20 protein-coding genes are annotated in these 23,544 nt (G+C 37.1%); 6 read left to right on the top strand and 14 right to left on the bottom strand.

Annotated elements, in window-relative coordinates:
* Positions 1-63: 63 nt before the first annotated feature.
* From B3P23_RS19215 to B3P23_RS19185, 7 genes are read right to left on the bottom strand one after another with little or no spacing between them, the layout of a single operon-like run.
* On the bottom strand, positions 64-1,221 hold the full coding sequence (locus tag B3P23_RS19215) for a sialidase family protein (protein ID WP_045754768.1): 1,158 nt from the start codon (positions 1,219-1,221) through the stop codon (positions 64-66).
* A 20-nt stretch (positions 1,222-1,241) separates the two neighbouring features.
* Positions 1,242-3,203, bottom strand: a complete 1,962-nt coding sequence (locus B3P23_RS19210) for a family 20 glycosylhydrolase (protein ID WP_293928828.1) — start codon at positions 3,201-3,203, stop codon at positions 1,242-1,244.
* Positions 3,193-4,386, bottom strand: a complete 1,194-nt coding sequence (locus tag B3P23_RS19205; protein WP_293928826.1) for an AGE family epimerase/isomerase — start codon at positions 4,384-4,386, stop codon at positions 3,193-3,195. Before B3P23_RS19205 ends, B3P23_RS19210 begins: the two co-directional genes overlap by 11 nt.
* Before the next feature lie 3 nt (positions 4,387-4,389).
* A complete protein-coding gene (locus B3P23_RS19200; RefSeq protein WP_293928824.1) occupies positions 4,390-6,423 on the bottom strand; it encodes a GDSL-type esterase/lipase family protein in 2,034 nt (677 codons plus the stop codon).
* A 22-nt stretch (positions 6,424-6,445) separates the two neighbouring features.
* Entirely contained in the window at positions 6,446-7,675 is a 1,230-nt protein-coding gene (locus B3P23_RS19195; RefSeq protein ID WP_293928822.1) for an MFS transporter, read from the bottom strand.
* A 19-nt stretch (positions 7,676-7,694) separates the two neighbouring features.
* The gene (locus B3P23_RS19190; RefSeq protein WP_293928820.1) at positions 7,695-8,807 is read right to left on the bottom strand and encodes a kelch repeat-containing protein; all 1,113 of its coding nucleotides are present in this window, start codon (positions 8,805-8,807) and stop codon (positions 7,695-7,697) included.
* 4 nt (positions 8,808-8,811) lie between these two features.
* The gene (locus tag B3P23_RS19185; protein WP_293928818.1) at positions 8,812-9,735 is read right to left on the bottom strand and encodes a dihydrodipicolinate synthase family protein; all 924 of its coding nucleotides are present in this window, start codon (positions 9,733-9,735) and stop codon (positions 8,812-8,814) included.
* 339 nt (positions 9,736-10,074) lie between these two features.
* Between B3P23_RS19185 and B3P23_RS19180 the strand changes: the two genes are divergently transcribed.
* Positions 10,075-10,770, top strand: a complete 696-nt coding sequence (locus B3P23_RS19180) for a FadR/GntR family transcriptional regulator (protein ID WP_094771848.1) — start codon at positions 10,075-10,077, stop codon at positions 10,768-10,770.
* On the opposite strand, the gene xseB is transcribed toward B3P23_RS19180, so the two are convergent.
* Both xseB and xseA read right to left on the bottom strand, forming a co-directional pair.
* Positions 10,771-10,986, bottom strand: coding sequence for an exodeoxyribonuclease VII small subunit (xseB, locus tag B3P23_RS19175; protein WP_045754761.1), 216 nt, complete (start codon positions 10,984-10,986; stop codon positions 10,771-10,773). It abuts the gene before it with no gap.
* Positions 10,976-12,244 (bottom strand): exodeoxyribonuclease VII large subunit, encoded by a 1,269-nt coding sequence (gene xseA, locus B3P23_RS19170; RefSeq protein ID WP_293928816.1) that lies wholly within the window; start codon positions 12,242-12,244, stop codon positions 10,976-10,978. The genes xseB and xseA overlap by 11 nt, the downstream gene beginning before the upstream one ends.
* Before the next feature lie 245 nt (positions 12,245-12,489).
* On the opposite strand from xseA, the gene B3P23_RS19165 reads away from it, so the two are divergent.
* Entirely contained in the window at positions 12,490-14,259 is a 1,770-nt protein-coding gene (locus B3P23_RS19165) for a serine hydrolase domain-containing protein (RefSeq protein ID WP_293928814.1), read from the top strand.
* A 5-nt stretch (positions 14,260-14,264) separates the two neighbouring features.
* Entirely contained in the window at positions 14,265-15,422 is a 1,158-nt protein-coding gene (locus B3P23_RS19160; protein WP_293928812.1) for a dipeptidase, read from the top strand.
* Here the strand turns inward: B3P23_RS19160 and B3P23_RS19155 are convergent.
* From B3P23_RS19155 to B3P23_RS19145, 3 genes are read right to left on the bottom strand one after another with little or no spacing between them, the layout of a single operon-like run.
* On the bottom strand, positions 15,419-15,697 hold the full coding sequence (locus tag B3P23_RS19155; RefSeq protein WP_045754757.1) for a DUF1294 domain-containing protein: 279 nt from the start codon (positions 15,695-15,697) through the stop codon (positions 15,419-15,421). The two genes, B3P23_RS19160 and B3P23_RS19155, sit on opposite strands and share 4 nt — an antisense overlap.
* A 40-nt stretch (positions 15,698-15,737) precedes the next feature.
* Positions 15,738-16,352: a hypothetical protein gene (locus B3P23_RS19150; protein ID WP_293928809.1), complete on the bottom strand. Its 615-nt coding sequence runs from the start codon at positions 16,350-16,352 to the stop codon at positions 15,738-15,740.
* On the bottom strand, positions 16,352-16,852 hold the full coding sequence (locus B3P23_RS19145) for an RNA polymerase sigma factor (RefSeq protein ID WP_045754755.1): 501 nt from the start codon (positions 16,850-16,852) through the stop codon (positions 16,352-16,354). Before B3P23_RS19145 ends, B3P23_RS19150 begins: the two co-directional genes overlap by 1 nt.
* A 97-nt stretch (positions 16,853-16,949) precedes the next feature.
* Here B3P23_RS19145 and radA point away from each other — a divergent pair, with 97 nt between their 5' ends.
* Positions 16,950-18,335, top strand: a complete 1,386-nt coding sequence (gene radA, locus B3P23_RS19140) for a DNA repair protein RadA (RefSeq protein ID WP_045754754.1) — start codon at positions 16,950-16,952, stop codon at positions 18,333-18,335.
* Positions 18,336-18,406: 71 nt separating this feature from the next.
* On the opposite strand, the gene B3P23_RS19135 is transcribed toward radA, so the two are convergent.
* Entirely contained in the window at positions 18,407-19,087 is a 681-nt protein-coding gene (locus B3P23_RS19135) for a peroxiredoxin family protein (protein WP_293928806.1), read from the bottom strand.
* Positions 19,088-19,224: 137 nt separating this feature from the next.
* Here B3P23_RS19135 and B3P23_RS19130 point away from each other — a divergent pair, with 137 nt between their 5' ends.
* Both B3P23_RS19130 and nagB read left to right on the top strand, forming a co-directional pair.
* A complete protein-coding gene (locus B3P23_RS19130; RefSeq protein WP_293928804.1) occupies positions 19,225-20,373 on the top strand; it encodes a methionine aminotransferase in 1,149 nt (382 codons plus the stop codon).
* A gap of 141 nt (positions 20,374-20,514) precedes the next feature.
* The gene (gene nagB, locus B3P23_RS19125) at positions 20,515-22,434 is read left to right on the top strand and encodes a glucosamine-6-phosphate deaminase (protein ID WP_045754751.1); all 1,920 of its coding nucleotides are present in this window, start codon (positions 20,515-20,517) and stop codon (positions 22,432-22,434) included.
* A gap of 123 nt (positions 22,435-22,557) precedes the next feature.
* Here nagB and B3P23_RS19120 read toward each other — a convergent pair whose 3' ends face one another.
* Complete coding sequence (locus tag B3P23_RS19120) at positions 22,558-23,403, bottom strand: helix-turn-helix domain-containing protein (RefSeq protein WP_293928802.1); 846 nt, start codon at positions 23,401-23,403, stop codon at positions 22,558-22,560.
* Positions 23,404-23,544 lie beyond the last annotated feature (141 nt).

Raw genomic sequence — 23,544 nt, 5'->3', positions numbered from 1 at the left:
ATATGACAATAAAGGGGTTTGCATCTAACACGATACAAACCCCTTTGTCTCATGATCTGTTTTCTATTTGACAGGGACGACGGTAAAAACAATCGTTTTATAATTGTCCTTTTCGTATAATACCCCAATTTTATTTTTCTCGACCAGTACAATATCCGAATATGCGGAATAAGATCCTTTATAATCTGCTGGTGCTTTTGCTACAACTTGATTGAAATACCAGGTTTTGCCTTGATCCTTGCTGATGCGCAATGTCAGGTTGTCACGATCTTTTTCTGAAGCAGCATTACAGACTGCTAGTATATAATTTTTCCCTTTTTTCCAAGATAAAGTTGCTCCTTGATTAACTGGATCGGGTAGATTTTTATCATAAAAAGTTGTATCCCATGTTACTCCGCCATCATTGGAATAGGAAATGATGCGGTTCCTTACATTTCCTTGCTGGTTTCTAGTATTCATGTAAAGTCCTGTTTTTGATATTTGAGCTGCCATAGTCTCATTTCCTCCTTCAAAAGTTATAGTATTGCCAATCTTGAAAGTTTTACCATTATCATCGGAATAGTAACTGTGTGCATAATAATCTTTTCCTGCAGGTTTTGGATTTCCTTCAGAATGGTTTGCTGGGATATAAATACGGCCTTTGTATTTTCCTGAATCAAACTGTAAAGCATGACCGGGAGTATTTGCATATGCTCTCCAATCTTCTTTAAACGTATAGTTAGAATTTAATAATGGTTGATTGGGGCGGTGTACTGCTGTTGTGATATTTGTAGGTGCTGCCCATGTTTTTCCTCCATCAGTGGATGTGACATACCAACATTCTCGTAATCCTTTTCCATTTCTTACTTCATGCTCATGACCATTCCCTGTGTTGTAAAACAGAAAGATACGACCATTGGGATATTGAGGATCCAATAAGTCTACTACAGGGGCAGCATTGCCTGCTTGCAACTGGTCGTAATCTGCAGCAACCTGAATAGTTCCCCAGGTTTTTCCATTGTCCTTACTGATTTTATAGACGATGTCTACGTTGCCATAATCTCCAGCATGATCTACACGTCCTTCTGAAAAGGCTAATAAATCACCGTTTTTATTTTTAATGATTGCGGGTATTCGATAGCTGGCATAGCCATCTTTTCCTGATTCAAAGACGGTCACTTCTTGAGCTTGCGCCATCGAAAAAAGTGCTCCTGCACAAATGGTTAAAAATGTTGTTTTCATATGATATTGGTTTTATTTTTTTAGTTGATAGGAATAAAAGTAAACATCCATTTGATTGGGTTTTGCCAATCTTCTCCTTTGAAATCACGTACGGGTAGTTTGATCAATACTTCATTCCATCCTTTTTTTAATGAAATTTTCATGGGTTCTCTATAGGTATATCCTTCATCTGTAAGTGGTATTTCTAAATGACCTTTTGCTCCGGCATGATTCCATAATGGAGGTGCGATGACTTGATGATTGACCCAAACTTTACTATCTAGATTGTCCCAAGTGTTGAGTTTAGGTGTATTACTGGCATAAGATCTGGAAAGATTGTTGAACCCGATCCAAAATAATTTAGGTTGGTTTGTATCGCTCCATATCTTAGTACGTGCATACCAGGTGGTATTTTGTTGTGGGTTGTTGATGGCTCCTGATATAATGTCTGACCACCAGTGTCTGAGTATGATGGTGCCGCCTTCTATTTTTTTTGCTACTGCTAACCCCTTTGCATAGGGCTGTTGCTCAATATCAAAAGATTGCGTCAGATTTCCGCCGTTTTGAAAAGGTCCGATCAGATCCCATTTTAGTCCAGTTTGCTTCACATAGGGAAAGGGCTTGTTCGAAAAATACTGATGCTTATGATGGAGTAATCTATTTTCAAAATTTTTGAACTCCTGATAGGCGTTTGTGTTTTCATCTACGATGTTACATATCCATCCCGATTGTCCTCCACCACGCCATATGCGCTCTGCAAATGTTAAGATGGAAGGGTAAACGGCATTTTGATAGAACATGTCCTCTGGTTTGGCAACTGCACGATCTGGCCATGCACACAAGGTCGCCCCAATCAGATTCTTGTTTGATTTATCTTGCTCCCCCAATTTGCGGTGAAAAAGAGTTGTGACGGTTTCCAATGGATCCATGTGATTAATGTAGAGGTGTTTAGAGTCAATATAGACAAACTCTCCTCCTTCTTGTATGGCTTTAGGTCCACCCATCCATAATTGTCTGATGGTTTGAGGCATCAAATTACTGCCTGGATCCCAACCGATCGTTTTATAACCTAAGCCCTCCACGTATCTGGTAATTTTGGGCATGAAATTTTGGTTGCTAATCTTTACCTCATCGCCACCAATATGAAGATATGGGAGGTCTTTATAAGTTTGTGAAAACTCTTTTAACAACTCTTTGATATAATATAGACCAGAATCAGATTGCATGCCTACTCCAAAATATCGTTTAAAAGCTTCACTATGTCCAGGCATATCAATCTCCGGCAACAGGAGGATATGTCTTGCTTTACAATAAGCGATTAATTCTCTGAAGTCCTGTTCTGAATAATGTGCTCCTGTTCCTCTTGTCATATTTGATGGATCGGTCAGGCCAGGATATTTTTTACTAGCTAAACGCCATGCAATATCTTCGGTAAAATGAAAATGTAAGACATTCAATTTATAACGAGCCATGATATCGATTTGCTCTTTTAGCATTTCAAGTGGTTGATAATTGCGTCCGACGTCAACCAAAAAGGATCTCCAGGAGAATGCAGGTGCATCATGAATGTCACAAAAGGTTAGCATTTTCTTTTGGACAGAAAACTGTCTTAATGTTTGAAGGCCATAAAAAATGCCTGCTCTGGAATGTGCCGTTATAAAAATACCTTTATCATCTATTTTTAAATGATAAGATTCGTCATGTGCAGTTGTTGGGGTATTGGATAAAAGTTCAAGTTTTAATACCGGAAGATATGGGTTCTTAATCCATGCTTTTTCTTCTATTTTCCAGTCCGCAAGAATATTTGCTGCAAGTTGATATTCTGATTGTAGGGACAGATTATTATTTTGTACAATAATACCCTTATGGAGCTTGAGCTTGCCCTTGCCTAATTCCATTTTTATGGGCAGAGGGATTAGGTTCTCTTGCGCATATGATCTTGGATACCAGCACATACCGGTAATGGTAATAAGGATACTTATGAAGAGGTGTTTACAGTCCATTATTGTCCTTTATAAAATTGTTTAAAATAGTCCAACAATACCATTCTTGACGTGGCAGGTGAAATGGACCCTTAAATAAATTTCCTTTTGCAGTTTGCGCAATAGATCCATCTCTATGGAGGTATCCAAACCATTCGCCATGTTGCTGATCATGAAATTTATCATAAGCATATTGATGAATTTTTTTATGCATCTCAGCATATTTTTGATTTCCTGTCATCAGATAAGCAAGGAGTGTAGCGATGATTGTTTCATTTTGTGGCCACCAAAACTTCATGTCTTGCCAATATTCCTGAACAGGTTTATCGTATAGATCTCTAAAATAAAGGATGCCACCAAACTCTTTGTCCCATCCTCTTTCCCACATATAGTCGAGCATTTTACAACCCAATTGGATGAGTGTTGGATCGTTGTTACGATATTTTGCTTCATGTAAGATAAACCAAGCGCCTTCTATGGCATGTCCCGGATTTAATGTTCTTCCATCAATATGATCAATGATTTCACCAGTAGGGGACACCTGTTCCATGACTACTTTTAAATCGTGTTTTACAAAATTTGATTCTATTTCTTCAATCCAATTTGCAATGGCTTGATCACAACGTGGATCACCAATTGTTTCTCGCAATTGTTGTGCTGTATTGATCATGATCATAGGTGTGCCAATGCCTTTTGCGGGTCTCGTGTCTGTGAATTTTGGGGTTAATTTGATTTCTCCGGAAGCATATTGGATGCATTTTCCAAAAATGGAACGTGCCAAATCTGCCGCTTCTTGCGATTTCGAAGCTTTTGCATAGGCTGCAAATGCAATAACAGCAAATGTTTCAGAAAAATAGTACCTTCTTTTTCGGATGGGCTGACCATCTTTGGTGACATGAAAAAACATTTGTCCATCATGATCAAAGCAATGCTTTCGGATAAAATCATAGCCTAATTTAGCTCCTTCTAACCATTCTTCTCGAGGTTCTACGGTATTGTATAGTGTTGCTAATAACCAAGTTGCCCGTCCTTGTATCCATACAGCTTTGTCGTCATCTATTAAACTTCCATCTTGATCACGCATCAATAAAAAGCCTCCTTCTTCATAGTCGAATGATTTGGGAAACCAAAAGGGTACAGTATCTTCTAGAAGCTGTGTTTTATAAAATTTTTCGAGTTGCTCGAGTTGTGTTAAAGTATACATAGGTTAGTCAATTTTGAGACTGCAGGTAGAAGCAGGTACTCCTGATTCATTTTCCAAGTTTGCAGTGGTGTAAGGTGAATATGCGTAACGAATTTCGGTGATGATAATATGCTCAGGTAAATCGATCGTAACTCGATTTTTCTGAATCGACAAACGTTCAGGTTGATGGGTAAATCCTTGGTTATCGATTAAAATAAATCCTTGTAGAGGTTGTTTATTTCTCGTGGTGAGTGTTTTACTATTGTTAAAATACACATCAATCGTTTTTTCTTTTTTCTTGTAGTACTTAAACGATGGATAATCCGCATTAATCTGATACTTATAGGTATGTGCTAGAGCCAAGTTAGCTAACCGCTTGCCGATGATCACCTTGTTTTTAGGATGTACATCCAAAGAATCTCCTACATCAGAGGAAATAGCCATATAGGTGTCTTCAATCTGCTGGTTCAACTTGCGCTGACTATCTCTGAATCTTGGCCAAGAAGGACGATTGATACTGGATAGTTGGACATAATAAAAAGGCAGGTGCTGCTGGAGCTGATGACGCCATGAGCTAACCAAGGTTTTAAATAATAGTTCATGGAGCTCAATATTGTGGGCATTGCTTTCTCCTTGATACCATAGAATAGCGGTGAATTGGGTTTTTAACCAATGGACTACTCCTGCTTCAAAGTTGAAAGACGGATCATACGGGTGTCTTTGGTATTTTTGGGTTGCAAGAGCCAGATTTTGATCGGATCGAGTGCGGCAGAAGTCTTGAATAAAATCTGATTTCCTCCAATTGTGTATGTATGTCGCCAATAGATTGTCTTGTTCGAGTGTTGTTCTGTCTATCCAAGACTCTGTATTGGATCCTGGTACATCTAACTCGACGATGCCAATTGGAATATTCGTCTTACTCGAGATTTCAAAGGCAAAAGCATACGCTATGGCTGAAAAATCTGCTTTGTTTTCTTTTGTCGGTAAGCTCCATCTGCCTGAGAAAAATTCTAAATTATTGATCTTTTCTAAAGTAGTTGCATCCCAAGTTGTTGAGTTTGTCTGAACTAAATTGGTATTTTTAAACAGCCTGACCTGAGGAGCATTGATCAGCATGAGGCTGTCTGCTGACAGCGCATGTTTCAATTCAAATGCCATGTTTGATTGTCCGGAAGCCAAGTATACATCGCCAAATAGAACGTCTTTGATTTTAACTTCTTGTTTTTGGGATTCTATTACAATTTCATAGGGACCTCCTGCAAGCATGGATGGTAAAAAAATTGACCAATGACCATTTTCATTCGCTTCTCCTTGGTATACTTTGTTGTTGAAATGGAGAGTTATGCTTTCATGTGAAGAAGCTTTTCCAGCAATTTGATTTTCACGGTTTCGCTGTAAAACCATATGATCCCCAAAATTAAGATCGATTGAAAGTGGCTGCACGACACCTGTCAATGCTCGATTCACTTGCTTGGCAATCAGGGTGGCACCTGCGGTATTTGGATGTATATTATCTTCGAATAAATCTATTCTACTTTTCAACTGACCATTGATATCGATCAGTTTTACTTGATTATTTTTAGCAATTTTTGGAATTAGAAGACTGATTTGTTGATACCAGTCTCTTGTTCCTGATAAGAAACGTGGGTGCCCGCTAAAAATAGGAGTGAGTGTACAGATATATATCGAAATATGTGGATTCGTTTTTATCAAATCGCTGATTAGTAAACTGTAATCGTGTTCAAATTGATCACCATAGTTAGGCCAGTTACGCGGATCGGTATCATTTATTCCGAGTGCTATAACTGCGATGTCTGGTTGAAATGCAAGTGCTTGCTTGTATTCCGGTGTTTCGACATAAGGTTTATGCCCTTTACGTAATAAAGTGGCACCGCTAAAACCAAAATTTTGAACATCATAGTTTGAGCCTAATAATTCTTGAAGTTGCTCAGGATAGGTTTTATCACCATTTTTTATACCTAATCCTTTGGTAATAGAATCGCCGATGCAGGCAACTTTTTTTTGCGGATACACCATGACTGTACACCATGTGACCATGGTGGTTAGTAGTATTATTTTTCTAATCCAAAGATGCATTTGATTTGGGTTTTAATACTACCAGTTGAACGATGACGACTATGAAAACAATGATGGCTAGTAGGGCAAAGTCTTTTCCTAATTTCCCTTCGTCGGCAGAGCTTCCTAGCACTTTTGTGATGAATGCACCGGCCATAACACCTAACATATTCATGATGCCGTATGCGGTTGCTCGGAATTTACTAGGTACAAATTGACAGAGAATCGGCATATTATTGGCATCAAACATCCCAAAGCCAAAACCGAACATCAATCCAGCTCCAACGACATGAACTATATTTTGTCCATAACCGATTAAGAACATAGCTGGTATGGTCAGTAATAGACCTATTGCAGAGGTATAAATACGGCCTTTTACATTTTTTTGAATCCAGCGATCGGATAATAGACCGCCAAAAATAACTCCCAAGAAGGATGAAATAGCGATAGTAACAGTAGATAGCGGTCCTGCTTGGGACATCGGTATATGGAGGTTATCGGAGAATAATGTTGGTAACCAGTTTTTTGTTGCCCAACCGGGTAAACTTGGTATGGCAAAATAGAATAATATAACCCAAAAGGAGATATTGCTTAATAGCATACCGATGGCTTTGAAACTATTGACCGGTTTTTCTTTTTCATTTGAACTTTTTGTTCTAGCAGGAGCTTCGGAGAGAAAGAACATGAGTACTAGAGCATATAATATGCCTATCAAACCAAAGAGTTTGAACGTACTATGCCAAGAGTATGAGCTTGCTAAGGTGGCTCCAAATCCTCCCAATGCCTGACCTGTATATAAACCAGTCATATGGATACCGATCGCTAATGAACGGGACTTATCACTGTGAAAATCCGAAATGAGAGACAGGCCTGCTGGAATGTAGATGGCTTCTGAAATACCCATGATGCCGCGTAAGATCATCAATTCGGGATACGTAGTGGCAAAGCCCATCAACGAAGTGACCAGTGACCAAACGAATAGAGAACCAACAATAAGCCATTTTCGATTAAGTCTGTCCGCTAATATTCCTGAAACAGGACTCATGAGGCCGTATATCCAAAGGAATATTGCCATTAATTGCCCGAATACGGTTGCTGATTGTAATTCGACGATATCAACCTGCATCGTTGGACGCATGGTTGACAGGATTTGCCGATCCATATAGTTTAATAGAGCGACTACCCATAGCAGGCCTACGACGACCCACGGGTAATATTTTTTATTTTTTATCATGATTTGGTTTATATAATAGTTATTGTATTGTACCTGTTAGTATTCCTGCAGATCTAATACCTGCTTTAATTTCCCCCGATGGAATATAAACTTGTTTTTGGTGAAAGACAGCTGTAGTGGTGACCGGCGAACCTACTGGCAAATTGCCAACTTCTTGCCATGTGTTTGATTGGTCATCATACTGCAATATCTTTTTGCTGAATCCTGGATGATTGGACTGTACTATTGCTTTATCGTGTATTAATTTTTCTTTTTTTACCGGATCTGTTTCTTTTGCAATCTCCAATAGGAGGTTTTCGACTTTGTGAAAAGTAATCCCATTATCTCCGCCAATTAAAAATAGGCGACCTTTATCATCTTTGAATCCTGTGCCTGCTGAAAGAGCTTCTGGTAAATCAGCAATTTGAATGCATTCTTTTGTTCTTAAATTTATTTTGTAGCATGTCTTGTATAGTGTACTGACAGCATTTACCTGTTTCGTTCGTCCCCCAAACAGGTAAAGAAAGTGATCTTTTGTAAGTGCTACTGTATGCGTTAGCGGATAAGGCAGATTCATGTATTCTTCCCATTGCTGGTCATAGCGATATATTTTATCTGATACCAGGTTTGCATTTTCTCCTCCTATCAGATAGCAATTGTGCTCATCTGAAACGAGGCTTGCATTGCTCAAGGGAAGGGGTAGATCGGCTAATGGTTGAGCGACAAAATTATTTTTTATCTTACTCCAGGTGTAGCGATGAAATTGGGAAGAGGCTCCCTCTTCATTTTCGCCTCCTGCTGTATAGATTCCCTCCTCTTGACTACTGTTTGCGGCATAAGCCGTTGATGTATGAAATGAAACGGTGTCTATCAATTGTAGCTTGTGATCGTGAAGAGAAAAGATGTATGCAGAATGCTGGTATTTTTTTACCCCTCCTTCCCAAGGCATTTTTTCTGGAAAATTAGCACCACCCGCAATCAATAAATGATTGTGGTGAATTCCAACAATGGGGCCAGCCACACCTATTTGAACTTGATCGTTAATAGTTTTGGGTAAAGAGTCTGCCATAGACCAATTGATCTCGGCAACTTTGTTTGTTGTATTGCATTGCATAAATAAGAAAGTGCTTAGGATAAGAGGAATAATTTTCATGATGTTATAACGTTGATTGGAAACTTTGAAAATCTAATGCTGCCACATCAGCTTTAAATTTTTCAAAATCAGTTGTCGTCATATTGCGTACAGGAAGTCTAAATTCGCCGCAATCCAAACCAATTAGTTTCATGTAAGATTTACCGACTGATATGCCACCATACTTTCCTAATAATGTGATCATATCGATTGATTTTTGTTGTAATGTGTTTGCTTTCTCAAAATCACCTTGATCATAAGCAGCAATTAATGCTAAATATAGTGGTGCGGCATAATTGTAAGTACTTCCAACTGCTCCTTTAGCTCCAAGGACAAGGGCAGATAGCATGTTTTCATCTCGGCCCCAAAGCATATCATATTTGCGGTCAGCAAAATTAAGACATGATAAGTAATCCATAAAGTCTTCATGGGTATATTTTATACCTGCAAAATTGGGGATTTTGCCGTCAACTGCTTTTAATAAATCGATCATCGCAAAATTTCCTCCAGTCAATACGGGTATATGATAATAATAAAAGGCTGTATGCGGTGCCGCTGAAGCGATTTCTGCGCAACACTTTGCTAACTGATCTATATTTGCCGGTTTGAAATAAAATGGCGAAGTGAAGGATATACCATATAGTCCAAATTCTTCGGCTTTAGCAGCAAGCAAACAGCATTCTTTAATATTTGTACCCCCAACAAGCGTGATCACCTTAAAATCTTTATCCTGCAGTGTTGTCTCTGCCCAAGTTTGCATAATAGCGACCCGCTCATCAAAAGTTAATGACACCCCTTCGCCTGTAGATCCACATATAAAGGCGCCCGCAACATGATTCTGTTTCAATAATTCATAATAAGCTGGAATAGCGCCAATGTTAATATCGCCATTGGACAATAATGGAGTAAAAGGTGCTGCAATTAAGCCTTGTAATTTGAGATTATTCATGGATGTAAATATTATATCTTTAGATTTTTTTAGTTAGCAGTATAAAAATGGTATCCTTATTTTTTTATAGCAGAGCAGTGTGCTTAAATGGTGAATGATTAAATTGTCACATACCGACGATATATCATACATATTCTTGCCTCTGTTTTGAATACAAGCAATGTCTCTACAAAATTGTTTACATGCATACTTTTTATTATTATTCGCCAAAAGCATTATGTCGTACATTTAAAACATTAAAATTATTCTTTTATCTCTATTATAGCAAGTAAATGAGAAAAAAAAGTGTAACATTTGTAATGACTTTGATTCAAGTGAAAAATCATAATAAAAAATCCCATGTTAGAGAAATTTGAAAATGTTGATACATCAAGTTTAGTAGACAAAGTAGAAAATCATATTATTGATTTGATTAGGGCTCGTAATATCCAAATTGGAGAATCTCTTCCAAAGGAACTAGAGCTTTCTGAAAGTTTTGGGGTTTCCAGAACTGTTATTAGAGAGGCTTTATTACGGTTGCGTATGGTTGGTTTAATAGAATCTCGCAAGCACAGGGGAGCTGTTTTAACAAATCCAAAGCTGCTATCGCCTTTAAAGAAGATTTTCCACCCAGCGATGTTAGATGATGATACGCTCAAAGATATATTTGAAATGCGACTTGCTCTTGAAGTGGGGATGGCAGAATTGATTTTCGATCGCACATCGGAAGAAGATATAGCTGAATTGGAGGCAATCGTGCGAGTTGAATCAATTAATAGCGATACGCGATCTTTTAAGATTGAAGAAGAGGTTGCTTTTCATGGTAAATTGTATAAGATCTCCGGTAATAAAATGTTAATGGATTTTCAAGAACTCTTGTTACCTATTTTCCAATATGTCCATGACAGCGGTTTATTAAATAGCGATAATGCTTCAAAAGAATTTATTTCTCATAAAGATCTGATAAAATTATTAAAAAATGGTGATGTAACTTCCTTTAAAGAAGGCATGCGTAAACATTTGGATAATCATTATTACCGTTTATTGAAGCATTAACTATTCATCTTCATCTTCATTGGGGGTCAAGTTTTTTAATAAAAGATTGACCTCCTCTTCTGTGGAGGTGAGCTGTGCTCTGCAAACTTGAATTAATAGAGATGCTCTTTTTATTTTTTCAGATAGGACATCAATATTGGTATTCCCAGTTTCAATTTCCTGTACGATTTGTTCTAACTCCGAAAATGCGTCGGTATAGGTATAATTATTTTCCATTTTTATTGATTTTTTGTGTGATGCTGCTCACCTCACCATCCCAGACTTGAGTTGTGAGTACATCTTTCTCATTGATTTGATCTACAGATACCAACAGTTCTCCATTGACTTTGGTGATTGAAAATCCTTTTTGGAGCAGTCGAATAGGATCTGCGAGCTGGATAATTTTTTCAAGATGATCGAGCGTCGTATATTTCTGACGGAAGATGTAGGTTAAATTTGTTTTAATATCTTTTTCAAAGGCAGTCAAATCAATTTTTGATTGTCTTATAGATTGCTGGACAGACCATTTAATGGTTGAGGCAAAGGCTTTTAATTTTTCATTTTCATCTTTAAATATCGCAGTTGTATTTTGCAATATTCGTGCTGTCAATTGATCTAAGGGAATGGCGAAATTATGAAATTTTTGGATTAGGAAATCTGCGAGTTCACTTGGTGTGATCGCATTTTTATATGCGACCATTTCACTTACTGTAAGGTTGGTGGAGTGTCCAATACCAGTTAATACAGGTAGTGGGAAAATGGCAATAGCTTTTGCCAATAGGTAGTTGTTGTAACTTGATAAGCCTACTTCTCCGCCACCACCGCGGATAATTGCTACTGCATCGTAAGCTTCTGAGCGTTCTGCAATGATGGACAGCTGCCGGATGATTGAAGGAACTGATTTATCTCCTTGCAATAATGCCGGATAAAGTGTTTGCTCAATTTTATATCCCCAAGGATTTTGATTAATAATTTTGTAAAAATCGGATAATCCTTTGCTGGTTTCTACCGAAATAATAGCTAATCGCTTGGGTAGTGTAGGAAAAGGAAGGTTTTTATTTGCATCAAAAATACCTTCTTGCTTCAGTTTATTGATACTGTTTAATTTTTCTTTTTCCAGCTCTCCTAAAGTAAAGGTCGGATCAATATCTACAATTCTAAGACTCAAACCGTACATAGGATCGTAGGAGATACTCGCTTGGAATAACATGGTAATTCCTTCACGCAAAGGTTCTTGAGCTATCTTAAGAAAATGGTTGTTGATTCTTTGATAATCTGCTTTCCATAGGATGGAACGAATCTCAGCTACGATCTTTCCTTCGGTTTTTTCGACTAATTCGGGATAACAGTGCCCAGAATGGGAGTAATGATTCAATTTGTTCATCTCCGCTTTGATCCAATACAAACTCTTATAGCGTTCAGCAATAGTTTTTTGAATGCTTCGAGTTACTTCCAATAAGGAAAAAATGGTTCTGTTTTCTACGACCTCTGGCATAAATCAAACTTAGATAAATTTGCATTTGTATCCAATTATAATCGTGTGAAATATCATAGATTTCATTTTCCGACCATTTTAATAGCTTTAAAATATACTATGCTGCTTATAAAGCTCTTTTCTATCTTTAATGATCGAAGTGGATCAAAATCGGTCATAATTGAATATTATGATTACTTGTGCGTTTTTGTGCATGATTGTATAGCTTTTATTTGTACATTTACATATAAACCCTTATTAAACACATGATGATAAATAGAATAAAACTCCTAATTACTGGACTTTTTGCTATTGGCTGTCTCCATACTAATCACTTAAAAGCCCAATACAGATCTTCTATTAAAAATGAAACCGTCCTTTTTAATAATATGGATGCGGTACTTCCTTTAGGTAAATTGGATCAATATAACATGACTATTTGTGCACCTGATTCGAGCTTGTTTAATCAGTTTCAGGAGCAATTATCTCGTTATGCAGGAGTTAATTATGTCGGTTATAAAAATTTTGATGAGCATGTGAAATATAGCAATGTGGTGATCGTCGCAATTAAATCGGAAGAGTTAACGACTTCTTTTGTCGATCAGCTCATGCAGGCGGAACGAAATAATAAAAAAATCATTCTCGCTGTTTTTGGAAAGGGTGACGTATTAGCTATGCTTGATGATTTTAAAAGTCCAATTTTGTGGAATGCACATTTTTCTGATGAAACGCAAAGAAATGCAGCTATGACCATTTTTGGAGGCTTGTCAGCTACTAATAAACTTCAGAAAACATATTCTGCTATTTTTTTAAAGGGTATGGGGGAAGCGACAAGTCAGACGCGTATCCAGTACAGTTTGGCCAAGAATGATGTGCTTAATATTGAGAGGTTAAGTAAGAAAATAGATGCTATCGCTGAAGAGGCAATTGCTCAAAAAGCTACTCCTGGGGCTGTTGTTATGGTGGTCAAGAATGGACAGGTTATTTTTGAAAAAGGTTATGGCTACCATACTTATAGTAAAGAAGTACCAACAACGATACATAACATCTTCGATTTGGCATCTGTGAGTAAAATTGCAGGGACTACACCGGTCATTATGCGCTTGACGGAGCAAGGAATTATTGATTTAAACAAACCTATAGGAGATTATCTTTGGCAGGCTAAATCAACGAATAAAAAAGATATTCTTTTAAAAAGTGTAATGCTCCATGAGGCTGGGTTTACACCTTTTATTCCCTTTTATAGAAATTTAAAGCCTGGCGACGTACAACGCAATTATTCGTTTACACATAACGTCAAGGTTGCTGATAGTTGTTACTTGCTCAACAATTATTATCGAGATGTGATGTGGCCTGAAATGCTCAACTCTGAAGTGAAGCCAGTAGGCAGTTATGTCTATAGCGATATCAGTATGTATGTCATGAAAGAAGTGGCAGAACATCAAACTGCTATACCGATGCAAGATTATGTACAGGATAATTTCTATCGACCATTAGGGATGCAGACTGCTGGATATAATCCTAGAGAGCGTTTTTCAAAGTCTCAAATTATACCTACTGAACAGGATACATCTTTTAGAAAGGTACTATTACAAGGTTATGTTCATGATCAGGGAGCTGCTATGGCAGGGGGTGTAGCTGGTCATGCTGGATTATTTGCAACAGCTAATGACTTGGCAATTTATGGACAACTTTTACTAAATAAAGGGGAATATGGTGGAGAGCGATATTTTAAATCAGAGACAGTCGAATTGTTTACGTCAAAGCAGTCTGAATCTAGCCGCCGAGGATTGGGTTTTGATCGTTGGGATCCCAATATCAAAAATGAATACCCTTCAAAATTATCAAATTCAAGTGTCTATGGACATACGGGATACACGGGTACTTGCATTTGGATTGATCCAGCAAATCAGCTGGTCTATATATTTCTGTCCAATCGCGTTCATCCACAAGTTTCTACAAAATTATTGAATCTCAATATTAGAAGTCGCATTCAAGATGCGATTTATGAAGCGATTCTAGAAGGGAAGAAATAATATTTATGAAAAATTACGTTTTACGATTGGCTTTGATATTATCAGTAATTGGAACTGCGAAAGCGCAAGATTACGGATCGATTCATCAGCAGATGATTGTGGTTGATGGCCATAATGATGTGATCATTACCTCGATTTTAAAAGGGCATGATATCAGTCAGCAATTGATGGTAAATCATACAGATATTCCCAGGTTGATTGTGGGCGGAGTGGATGTTCAAGTTTTTGCGGTTTGGTCTGATGATAAAAAATGGAAATCGGGAGCTTTTAAGCATGCCAATGATCAAATTGATGCTCTGGAGAAGGTATTAGATCAAAACCCAGATCAGATCGAAATGGCTAAAAATAGCGATGAAATCGAACGCATTCTAAAATCTGGAAAGATTGCTGCGCTCATTGGTATTGAAGGAGGTAATATGATCGAGGCTGATCTGGAAAATCTAGAAGCTTTGTATAAACGAGGCGCACGATATATGACATTGACTTGGAACTACGATTTGTCTTGGGCAACTGCTGCTGCTCAAGAATCTAAAACAAAGTCAAGGGAAGGAAAAGGATTGTCTGCATTGGGCAAAGAGATTATCAGGAGAATGAATAAACTGGGGATGATGGTGGATTTATCCCACGCTGGAGAGCAAACGTTTTATGATGTATTGGAAATCTCCACAAAACCGGTCTTAGTCTCGCATAGTAATTCTTATTCATTGACCCCGCATTTTCGAAATTTGAAGGATGCCCAATTAGAGGCTTTGAAGAAAAATAGGGGAGTCGTTGGCGTTAATTTCTATTCTGGTTTTCTGGATAAAAATTACGAAAAGCGAGTGAAGAAATTATATAAAAAACAATTTGGAAAGCAAGGTAATTATAGTCTTTCTGCTTCAAGTCAGTATGAGCAATTAACAAGTGAGCATAAGCATGTAGCTAATGTATCCATGTCCTTATTATTGGACCATATTGACTATCTAGTAAAAAAGATAGGCATTGATCACGTAGCTATTGGTTCCGATTACGATGGTATTGAATCGACTCCGCAGGGTTTGGAAGATGTCAGCAAATTTCCGAATTTAACTCACGCTCTTTTGAAGAGGGGGTATGACTCATCTGATATTGCAAAGATCATGGGATTAAACTTTTTAAGAATATTAAAAGAGAATGAAAATTAAACTGAGCCATGGTAGCGGGCATAACCGTAGATTAATCCAATATGTAGCACAGCGATAAAATAAAAGGGAAGCAAAAAGCTTCTCTTTTTTGTTTTATGCCTGAATAATTGCATGGCTGCAAATCCACCTAAGCTTCCGCCAATGATGCAATAGGTGAGTAATGTTTTTTCTGAGATTCTGTTGCTTTTATTTTTAGCTTTTTCCTTGTCTATATAAAAGCTTAAAAAGCTGATGAAATTAATAAATAAAAAATAATAGACTGCAATCTTTTCCATGGTCTGTAAAGGTAGGAAATATAAAATCTTATATTTTATTTTACTCCTGTTCTAAACGTGTCAGTTCTTCATAATTATTATTCAGTTTTTTAAGTAATCTTCGATAAACGATTTTGTAATAAAATTTAAAAATAGAAATAAACAAACATGCTACTAAGGTGATCAATACAGCAATAGCAATAACCTTTAAAAAATTTGTTCCCCATTGATTAGCTAGATTGATCTTGCGTATGGCCAATTCTACAAATGATATGAAAAAGGAATACATAATGAAATAGATGTTGAATTTAATGTAATTTTCAACATGTTTTCGTGTTTCTAATATCCTACTTAATAGATTTTTTGTGCTACTGGTGCTCGAGATACTGGTATATGATTTAAAGAAGTTATAGATAAAATATGCTATTGCGCAATAAAAAACTACTTCCGAAGCATAATCTACAAAATGAAAAAACGGTAACTCATCTCTATTTGAACTGGGTAATAGCAAAGATAAAATAATGCCTAAGCTCAGTTCTATGAGACTGATCATAAAGATCCATTTGACGATCGATGTAGAGCTTTTGTGAAGCATGGTTTTAATATCAGTCTGATCTACTTTAATGAAGTTTTCATCCTCCTGCCATTGTTTTTTAAATTGATCCAACTCATCCATTATAAAGCTCCTTTCTTTTTTAAAATCTCTTTTAACTTTGTTTTTGTCCTATTCATTTTTACACGTGCATTTACTTCACTAATTCCTAAGGTCTCAGCAATTTCAGTATAATCTTTATCTTCTAGATAGAGGTATACGAGTGCTTTTTCAATATCATTTAAATGATGTATGGCTTCATATAAATAGCGAAGCTGATCGTCTTTTTGGGGGTCGTATTCTTCATAGGATATCTTTTCTAATGCTTGATCCCAAGGTATGATACTGATCGCTTTTTTCTTGTTTCTAAATAGGGAGATGGCTGTATTCAATCCAATTCTATAGGCCCATGTGCTAAATTTGGCTTCTCCTCTGAATTTGGGATAAGAGTGCCATAGCTGTATCGTTATTTCTTGGAAAAGATCTTTATGTACATCTTCTTGATCTGTGTATATTTTACAGATTTTATGTATAATATTTTGATTTTTTTCTAAAAGGATAACAAACTCTTGTTCCAAATTCATACTTAATGAGTCGATAATTCGCGGTGCTTGTTACAAAATATGGTAAGAATTTTTAATAACCTAAATGTAGAAGTTTAAAAAATGGTAAATTCGTACAATGGCTAAAACAAAATCAGCATATTTCTGTCAAAGTTGTGGATTTGAATCTGCAAAATGGCTGGGACAATGTCCTTCATGTAAACAATGGAATTCTTTAGTGGAGGAAGTTGTCGAGAAATCAGGTTCAAAAGTTCCAGAATGGCGGAGTACTTCGGTGACATCCTCACCTAAACGCGCAAATAAAGCTGCCGTTATCCACGAGATCGTGTATCAAGATGAATCCCGTATCTTAACACCTGATCAAGAATTTAACCGTGTGCTTGGAGGAGGGATTGTTCCGGGGTCTTTGGTCTTGATCGGAGGGGAGCCGGGTATCGGTAAATCGACTTTAATGTTGCAACTCGCGTTATCTATTCCACAGGTGAAGACCTTATATATTTCTGGAGAGGAAAGTGAGCAACAGATCAAAATGCGGGCTGAACGGTTGTCACAATCATCAAATGCAAATTGCTATATCTTAACGGAAACTTCTACTCAAAATATCTTTAAACAGATTGAGGTAGTACAGCCCGATGTGATTGTGATCGACTCCATTCAGACGCTACATTCTTCTCAAATTGAATCTGCCCCCGGGTCGGTATCTCAAGTGCGAGAATGTACTGCTGAGTTGCTGCGTTTTGCAAAAGAAACAAGTACGCCTGTTTTGATTGTTGGTCATATTACTAAAGATGGTTCTATCGCAGGTCCCAAAGTATTGGAACATATGGTCGATACGGTATTGCAATTTGAAGGTGATCGACATCATGTATACCGGATTTTGCGAGCCGTGAAAAATCGTTTTGGTTCTGCCTCCGAACTAGGGATATATGAAATGCAAGGATCGGGACTGCGAGAGGTTTCTAATCCTTCTGAAATCATGATTTCGCAACGAGATGCTCCGGTTAGTGGGGTTTCTATTGCGGCCATGTTAGAGGGTGCACGCCCTATGATGATCGAAGTGCAAGCATTGGTCAGTAATTCTGCATTTGGAAACCCACAGCGTACCTCTACTGGATTTGATACCAAAAGATTGAGTATGTTGCTTGCTGTACTGGAAAAGCGCTTTGGTTTTAGGTTGAGCGCGCAAGACGTTTTCTTAAATATTGCTGGCGGATTGCGTGTGGAAGACCCTGCCATAGATTTGGCTGTGATCGTTGCTATTATTTCATCACAACAGGATATTGCTGTAAAAACGAATATCACATTTGCGGGAGAAGTGGGGCTTTCAGGAGAAATTCGTGCCGTAAATCGCATCGAGCAACGCATTGCTGAGGCTGAGAAACTGGGATTTGAAGGTATTTTTATATCGAAGTTTAATACCAAAGGATTGGATCCTAAAAAGTATAATATCGCGATTCGCCCTGTGGCAACATTAGAAGATGTATTTAGAGCCTTGTTTGGATAAGAACAGGAGATATGGTTATAACATACAAAGGAGCACTTCATAAGCGCTCCTTTGTATGTTATAGATCAAAATTACTTTAGTACTTGTTTCAATTTGTTGTTTAAGTCTTCTCCATGGAGATTTCGTGCAATAATTTTTCCTGTAGGGTCTATTAAAACATTTTGTGGAATAGATTTGACCCCATACAATGTCCCTACATTATTTTGCCAACGTTGTAAGTCGGAGACATGCTTCCAATGTAATTGATCGGTATGGATAGCTTTGATCCACGAGTTTCGATCTCTATCAAAGGATATTCCTAAAATCTCAAAATTTTTGTCTTTAAAGGCCGCATACGTTTTAACTAGATCAGGACTTTCTACTCGACAATCAGGACACCAAGATGCCCAAAAGTCCAACAGCACATATTGACCTTTAAAGTCAGATAAGCTCACGGGATTGCCTGTGGTATCATTTTGCGTGAATGCTGGCGCTTGTTTGCCTATTTCTACCGTAGACAGCGCTTTTAGATATGCTTTAAACTCTTTGCCATCCTTGGAGTTTTTTACCTTTTTACCTAGTGTATTATACAGATTCTGTAATTCTGCATACTCGGGAGTATAACCACCAACTCTTCTCAAATCAATTAATGAGGAAACGGAATCAGGATTTGCTTTAACGCGGGCAATGTAATCCGCTTTCGTGAGTTCCTTTTTTTGAGCGACAACCAATAATGGTAAGCAGAAAAGGAAATATAAAAATATTTTTTTCATTGTTATTTACGAATTTAGATTACAAATATAATATAATCTATTAATTAGGTAGATTATATTATATTTTTATACATTTATTTTACAATTGTCTATTAACTGTTGCAAAATACTATTTTAGCATTTTATTCTAACTAGCTATGAATTCAAAATTTCAATCTAAGCTTCCTGAGGTGGGTACGACCATATTTAGTAAAATGTCTGCATTAGCACAACAATATGGGGCATTAAATTTGGCACAAGGATTTCCTGATTACGATACTGACCCTGATTTGATTGATTTGGTACACACGTATATGCATACAGGATTTAATCAATATGCGCTAATGCCTGGCGTTTTACCGTTACGTGAAAAAATAGCAGAAAAAGTTTGGAATACACATCAGGTGCATGTCGATGTTAATGATGAGATAACAGTCACATCAGGGGGGACACAAGCTATTTTTACGGCTATTGCTACAGTTGTGAACATAGGTGATGAAGTACTGATTTTTGAACCTGCCTACGACTGCTATGCTCCAACGGTTAAATTATTTGGAGGGAAGGTAATTCCCATAACCCTGTTAGCGCCAGATTTTGCGATCGACTGGGATTATGTGAAGAGTTTAGTCAATGGCAAAACGAAATTGATCATTATTAATAATCCGAATAATCCGACTGGTAGGCAGCTACAACGAGCTGATATTGATGCTTTGACAGCTATTGTTACTTCATCTAATGCATTTATTTTAAGTGATGAGGTATATGAACATCTTGTATTTGACGGTAGAGCGCCAATTTCTTTAGTGGCTTATCCAGTATTGCGGGAAAGAAGTTTTGTGATCGCGTCATTTGGGAAATTATTTCATGTTACGGGCTGGAAAGTAGGTTACTGCATTGCGCCTGTCGAGTTAACACGAGAATTCAGAAAAATTCATCAATATAATGTATTCAGTGTCAATGGGGCAGTGCAAATGGCACTTGCTAAGTATCTGGAAGAAACGAATCGCTATTTAAATTTGGGTCATTTTTTTGAAGAGAAGAGGAATTACTTGGTAAAGGGTATAGCAAATTCAAAATTTACTGTTTTACCGAGTGAAGGAACCTATTTTATAAATGTTGACTATGGTGCTATTTCATCTGAGCATGACTTAAGTTATGCCGAAAGATTGGTGGTTGAAAACAAAGTTGCACTGATCCCTATTTCTGCTTTTTATACATCGAATTTGGATCAATATATTTTGAGAATTTGTTTTGCTAAAAGAACAGAAACACTCACACAAGCAATTGACTTACTTAATAATATCTAGAGGAATGAAGATATAAACGTTTTAGCAATCGTGTGCATTTGCATTTTTGCTATAAACGTTTTAAAATCTTACAAAAAATGGTGGATAAGCTACAATATTTTATAAATTTGTAATTCACCCTATCAATACTATATTCTAATAATGGCTAGATTAAATTTATTGGAAGCAACACGCTTTGAAAAAGTTCCTGTAAGTGTGTATCCTGACCCAAGCACAGCTTCCAAAGTTGTTGCAAAGCGAATTGCGGATATTATCCGTAATAAGCAAAAAAATGGCGAAAATGCAATTTTAGGTCTTGCTACTGGTGCAACACCCGTTAAAGTTTATGCTGAATTAATCCGTTTACATCAAGAGGAAGGTCTAAGTTTTAAAAATGTGATCACATTTAACTTAGATGAGTACTACCCTATGCAACCGGATGCAGCACAAAGCTATGTGACCTTCATGAATAAAAATTTATTTGATCACGTTGACATTGAGCGATCAAATATTAATATTCCTGATGGAACATTAGCAACCGACCTCATCAATGCAGCATGCGAGGCATATGAGCAAAAGATTACTGATTTAGGTGGTTTAGATATTCAAATTTTAGGGATTGGTCGTACCGGTCACATTGGTTTCAATGAACCGGGATCTGCTCCTAACTCGGGTACACGTGTTGTTACTTTAGATGATTTAACACGTCGTGATGCTTCTCGTGATTTTGGAGGTAAAGAGAATGTACCACGTAAGGCAATTACGATGGGTGTTGGTACTATTTTCAAAGCTAGAGAAATTATTTTAATGGCTTGGAGTGGCAACAAGGCTGAAATCATCAAGAAAGCTGTGGAAGGTGAAATTTCATCAGAAATTCCCGCAACTTACTTGCAATTATCCGATCATGTTGAATTCATTTTAGATACAGATTCGGCTTCTTTGTTAACAAGATTTGATTTGCCTTGGTTAGCAGAAGATATTGAGTGGACTCCTGTTTTAGTAAAAAAAGCAGTCGTTTGGTTATCTTTAGAAGTGAAAAAGCCGATCCTGAAATTAACAGAAGAGGATTATAACAATCATGGTATGGCTAAGTTAGTGACTCAAACAGGTCCTGCTTATAATATCAATATTCGCATTTTCAATGAATTACAGCATACCATCACGGGCTGGCCAGGAGGAAAACCTAATGTTGATGATTCGCAAAGACCTGAACGTGCTAATCCTGCAAAGAAAACATCAATTGTTTTTTCACCCCATCCAGATGACGATGTGATCTCTATGGGTGGTACCTTTATCCGTCTAGCGGATCAAGGTCATGATGTACACGTTGCGTATCAAACATGTGGTAATACTGCTGTTTGGGATGATGATGTGATTCGTTATTTGGAGTTTGCAGAAGATTTTGCAAAAGAGATGGGTATTGATGCATCTAAAATTGCTGCTTTGTATAAAGAAAGCCGCGATATTTTTGCTACTAAAAAGCCTAATCAAATTGATACAGAGATTGTTCGCAAAATAAAAGCTTTAATTCGTAAAGGTGAGGCTATTGCTGGAGCTCGTTTTGTAGGTCTACCAGATGCCAATATTCATTTCCAAGATTTGCCATTCTACGATAGACAGAAGTTTTCTAAGGATGTTTCTTTTGAAGATGATATCCAACAAACCATGGAGTTGCTACGTCAAGTAAAACCACATCAAGTATTTGCTGCTGGTGACTTTGCAGACCCACATGGTACACATAAAGTTTGTTTTAACATTCTTTATGAAGCATTGAGACGCTTAAAAGCTACTGATGAGTGGACAAAAGATTGTTGGTTATGGTTATACCGCGGAGCTTGGCATGAATATCCTATCCATGAAATCGAAATGGCTGTACCTTTATCTCCACAAGAGGTGTACCGTAAACGTTTAGCGATTTTTAAACATCAGTCTCAAAAAGATCTTCCAGTTTTCCCTGGAGATGATCCTCGCGAATTTTGGGTACGTGCAGAAGACCGTACAAGTGAAACAGCAGAATTATATGATCAATTGGGACTTGCAAACTACGAAGCAATCGAGGCTTTCGTAAGATGGGAATTCTAATTAGATTTATATCTATAAGCACTCGATCCTTAAAAACTCAATTTTAAGGATCGACTGTTTTTTTTTGGTGCTATTAAGCAATAGAATTAAAATATCTTAATTTATTAATAGGACGATTTTGTGTTAAATTAAGATGCTGGCAATATCTTTAGTTGCCGCATAATTTTCTATGAAAACTACAAATAAATATCTTAATGCATTGGGTGTGTAGCCAAAGAATTTTTTAAAAGCTGTTGTAAAATGGGTGGCATGCTTGTAACCCAACTGCTGACTGATCGCACTAATCTTAAGATCTCTTTCTTTAATCATTTGTTTAGCCTTATGCATTTTGCATTCGACAATAAAATTGAATACAGTCTTACCATAAAATTGCTTAAAATGCTTTTTGAGATATTGTTCATTGGTGCCGACAGTTCTGGCCAATTGAGGAATCGTGAAGTTCTGATTCAAATTGGACTCAATCAATTCTTTGGCGACTTTTATTTTTTCCATATCGATCACTCTCAATCGAATATTTCCGGGTTCAGATAATAACTCTAAATATGCAACTAGTTTACAGAATATGTTCAGGGATTTGGCTTTGTAAAATGTCGGGATAAGAGCATCTGGAAATTGCGAGTTGATCAGGTCCATCGCGGTGCTATATAGCGATGGGGCATTAAACGTTCTTAATATAGATGAAGATCGAAAGCTTTGTTCTATCTTTTGTTGATGATCGAGCTCAATCTCACTGTGCTGCAGAAATCCAGTTTTAAAAGTCAATATAAAAACCTTAGCGTCTTTTTCTTGCGCGATCAGATAGAGATCTGCACCCTGCGAATAATAAAAACAAGAATGTTGTTCTTTAAGTTCGACCTCCTGTTGACCCAGGATAACAGTACTATTTTTAGCAATTGAAATGATAAGAATAGAACTGTTCTTCTCCGTTTTGATTCGTGAAAAATTATCGCTTAAAGCTAAAAAATTCACTTCATAATTTATATGACTGTATAAGAAGATTATTCCGTTCACTTGATTTATGGTGCGTTTATTAAAATTATGATCAGTTAATTTCGGATTGTTAAGCTTCTTTTTCGGATATCGTAACTCCACTATTTATAATTAATCTAA

This window comes from Sphingobacterium sp. UBA6320, assembly GCF_002440335.1.
GTDB lineage: Bacteria > Bacteroidota > Bacteroidia > Sphingobacteriales > Sphingobacteriaceae > Sphingobacterium.
This window is presented reverse-complemented; position numbering and strand designations above follow the sequence as displayed.

What these genes read in the sequence shown, in the direction of transcription:
- B3P23_RS19145 (WP_045754755.1), bottom strand. Translation starts at nt 16,852, where the DNA reads ATGAATTTGGAACAAGAGTTTGTTATCCTTTTAGAAAAAAATCAAAAT.
- B3P23_RS19195 (WP_293928822.1), bottom strand. Translation starts at nt 7,675, where the DNA reads ATGATAAAAAATAAAAAATATTACCCGTGGGTCGTCGTAGGCCTGCTA.
- B3P23_RS19160 (WP_293928812.1), top strand. Translation starts at nt 14,265, where the DNA reads ATGAAAAATTACGTTTTACGATTGGCTTTGATATTATCAGTAATTGGA.
- B3P23_RS19165 (WP_293928814.1), top strand. Translation starts at nt 12,490, where the DNA reads ATGATGATAAATAGAATAAAACTCCTAATTACTGGACTTTTTGCTATT.
- xseA (WP_293928816.1), bottom strand. Translation starts at nt 12,244, where the DNA reads ATGCCAGAGGTCGTAGAAAACAGAACCATTTTTTCCTTATTGGAAGTA.
- B3P23_RS19180 (WP_094771848.1), top strand. Translation starts at nt 10,075, where the DNA reads ATGTTAGAGAAATTTGAAAATGTTGATACATCAAGTTTAGTAGACAAA.
- xseB (WP_045754761.1), bottom strand. Translation starts at nt 10,986, where the DNA reads ATGGAAAATAATTATACCTATACCGACGCATTTTCGGAGTTAGAACAA.
- B3P23_RS19155 (WP_045754757.1), bottom strand. Translation starts at nt 15,697, where the DNA reads ATGGAAAAGATTGCAGTCTATTATTTTTTATTTATTAATTTCATCAGC.
- B3P23_RS19190 (WP_293928820.1), bottom strand. Translation starts at nt 8,807, where the DNA reads ATGAAAATTATTCCTCTTATCCTAAGCACTTTCTTATTTATGCAATGC.
- B3P23_RS19200 (WP_293928824.1), bottom strand. Translation starts at nt 6,423, where the DNA reads ATGGTCACATGGTGTACAGTCATGGTGTATCCGCAAAAAAAAGTTGCC.
- B3P23_RS19205 (WP_293928826.1), bottom strand. Translation starts at nt 4,386, where the DNA reads ATGTATACTTTAACACAACTCGAGCAACTCGAAAAATTTTATAAAACA.
- nagB (WP_045754751.1), top strand. Translation starts at nt 20,515, where the DNA reads ATGGCTAGATTAAATTTATTGGAAGCAACACGCTTTGAAAAAGTTCCT.
- B3P23_RS19150 (WP_293928809.1), bottom strand. Translation starts at nt 16,352, where the DNA reads ATGGATGAGTTGGATCAATTTAAAAAACAATGGCAGGAGGATGAAAAC.
- B3P23_RS19130 (WP_293928804.1), top strand. Translation starts at nt 19,225, where the DNA reads ATGAATTCAAAATTTCAATCTAAGCTTCCTGAGGTGGGTACGACCATA.
- B3P23_RS19135 (WP_293928806.1), bottom strand. Translation starts at nt 19,087, where the DNA reads ATGAAAAAAATATTTTTATATTTCCTTTTCTGCTTACCATTATTGGTT.
- B3P23_RS19185 (WP_293928818.1), bottom strand. Translation starts at nt 9,735, where the DNA reads ATGAATAATCTCAAATTACAAGGCTTAATTGCAGCACCTTTTACTCCA.
- radA (WP_045754754.1), top strand. Translation starts at nt 16,950, where the DNA reads ATGGCTAAAACAAAATCAGCATATTTCTGTCAAAGTTGTGGATTTGAA.
- B3P23_RS19210 (WP_293928828.1), bottom strand. Translation starts at nt 3,203, where the DNA reads ATGGACTGTAAACACCTCTTCATAAGTATCCTTATTACCATTACCGGT.
- B3P23_RS19215 (WP_045754768.1), bottom strand. Translation starts at nt 1,221, where the DNA reads ATGAAAACAACATTTTTAACCATTTGTGCAGGAGCACTTTTTTCGATG.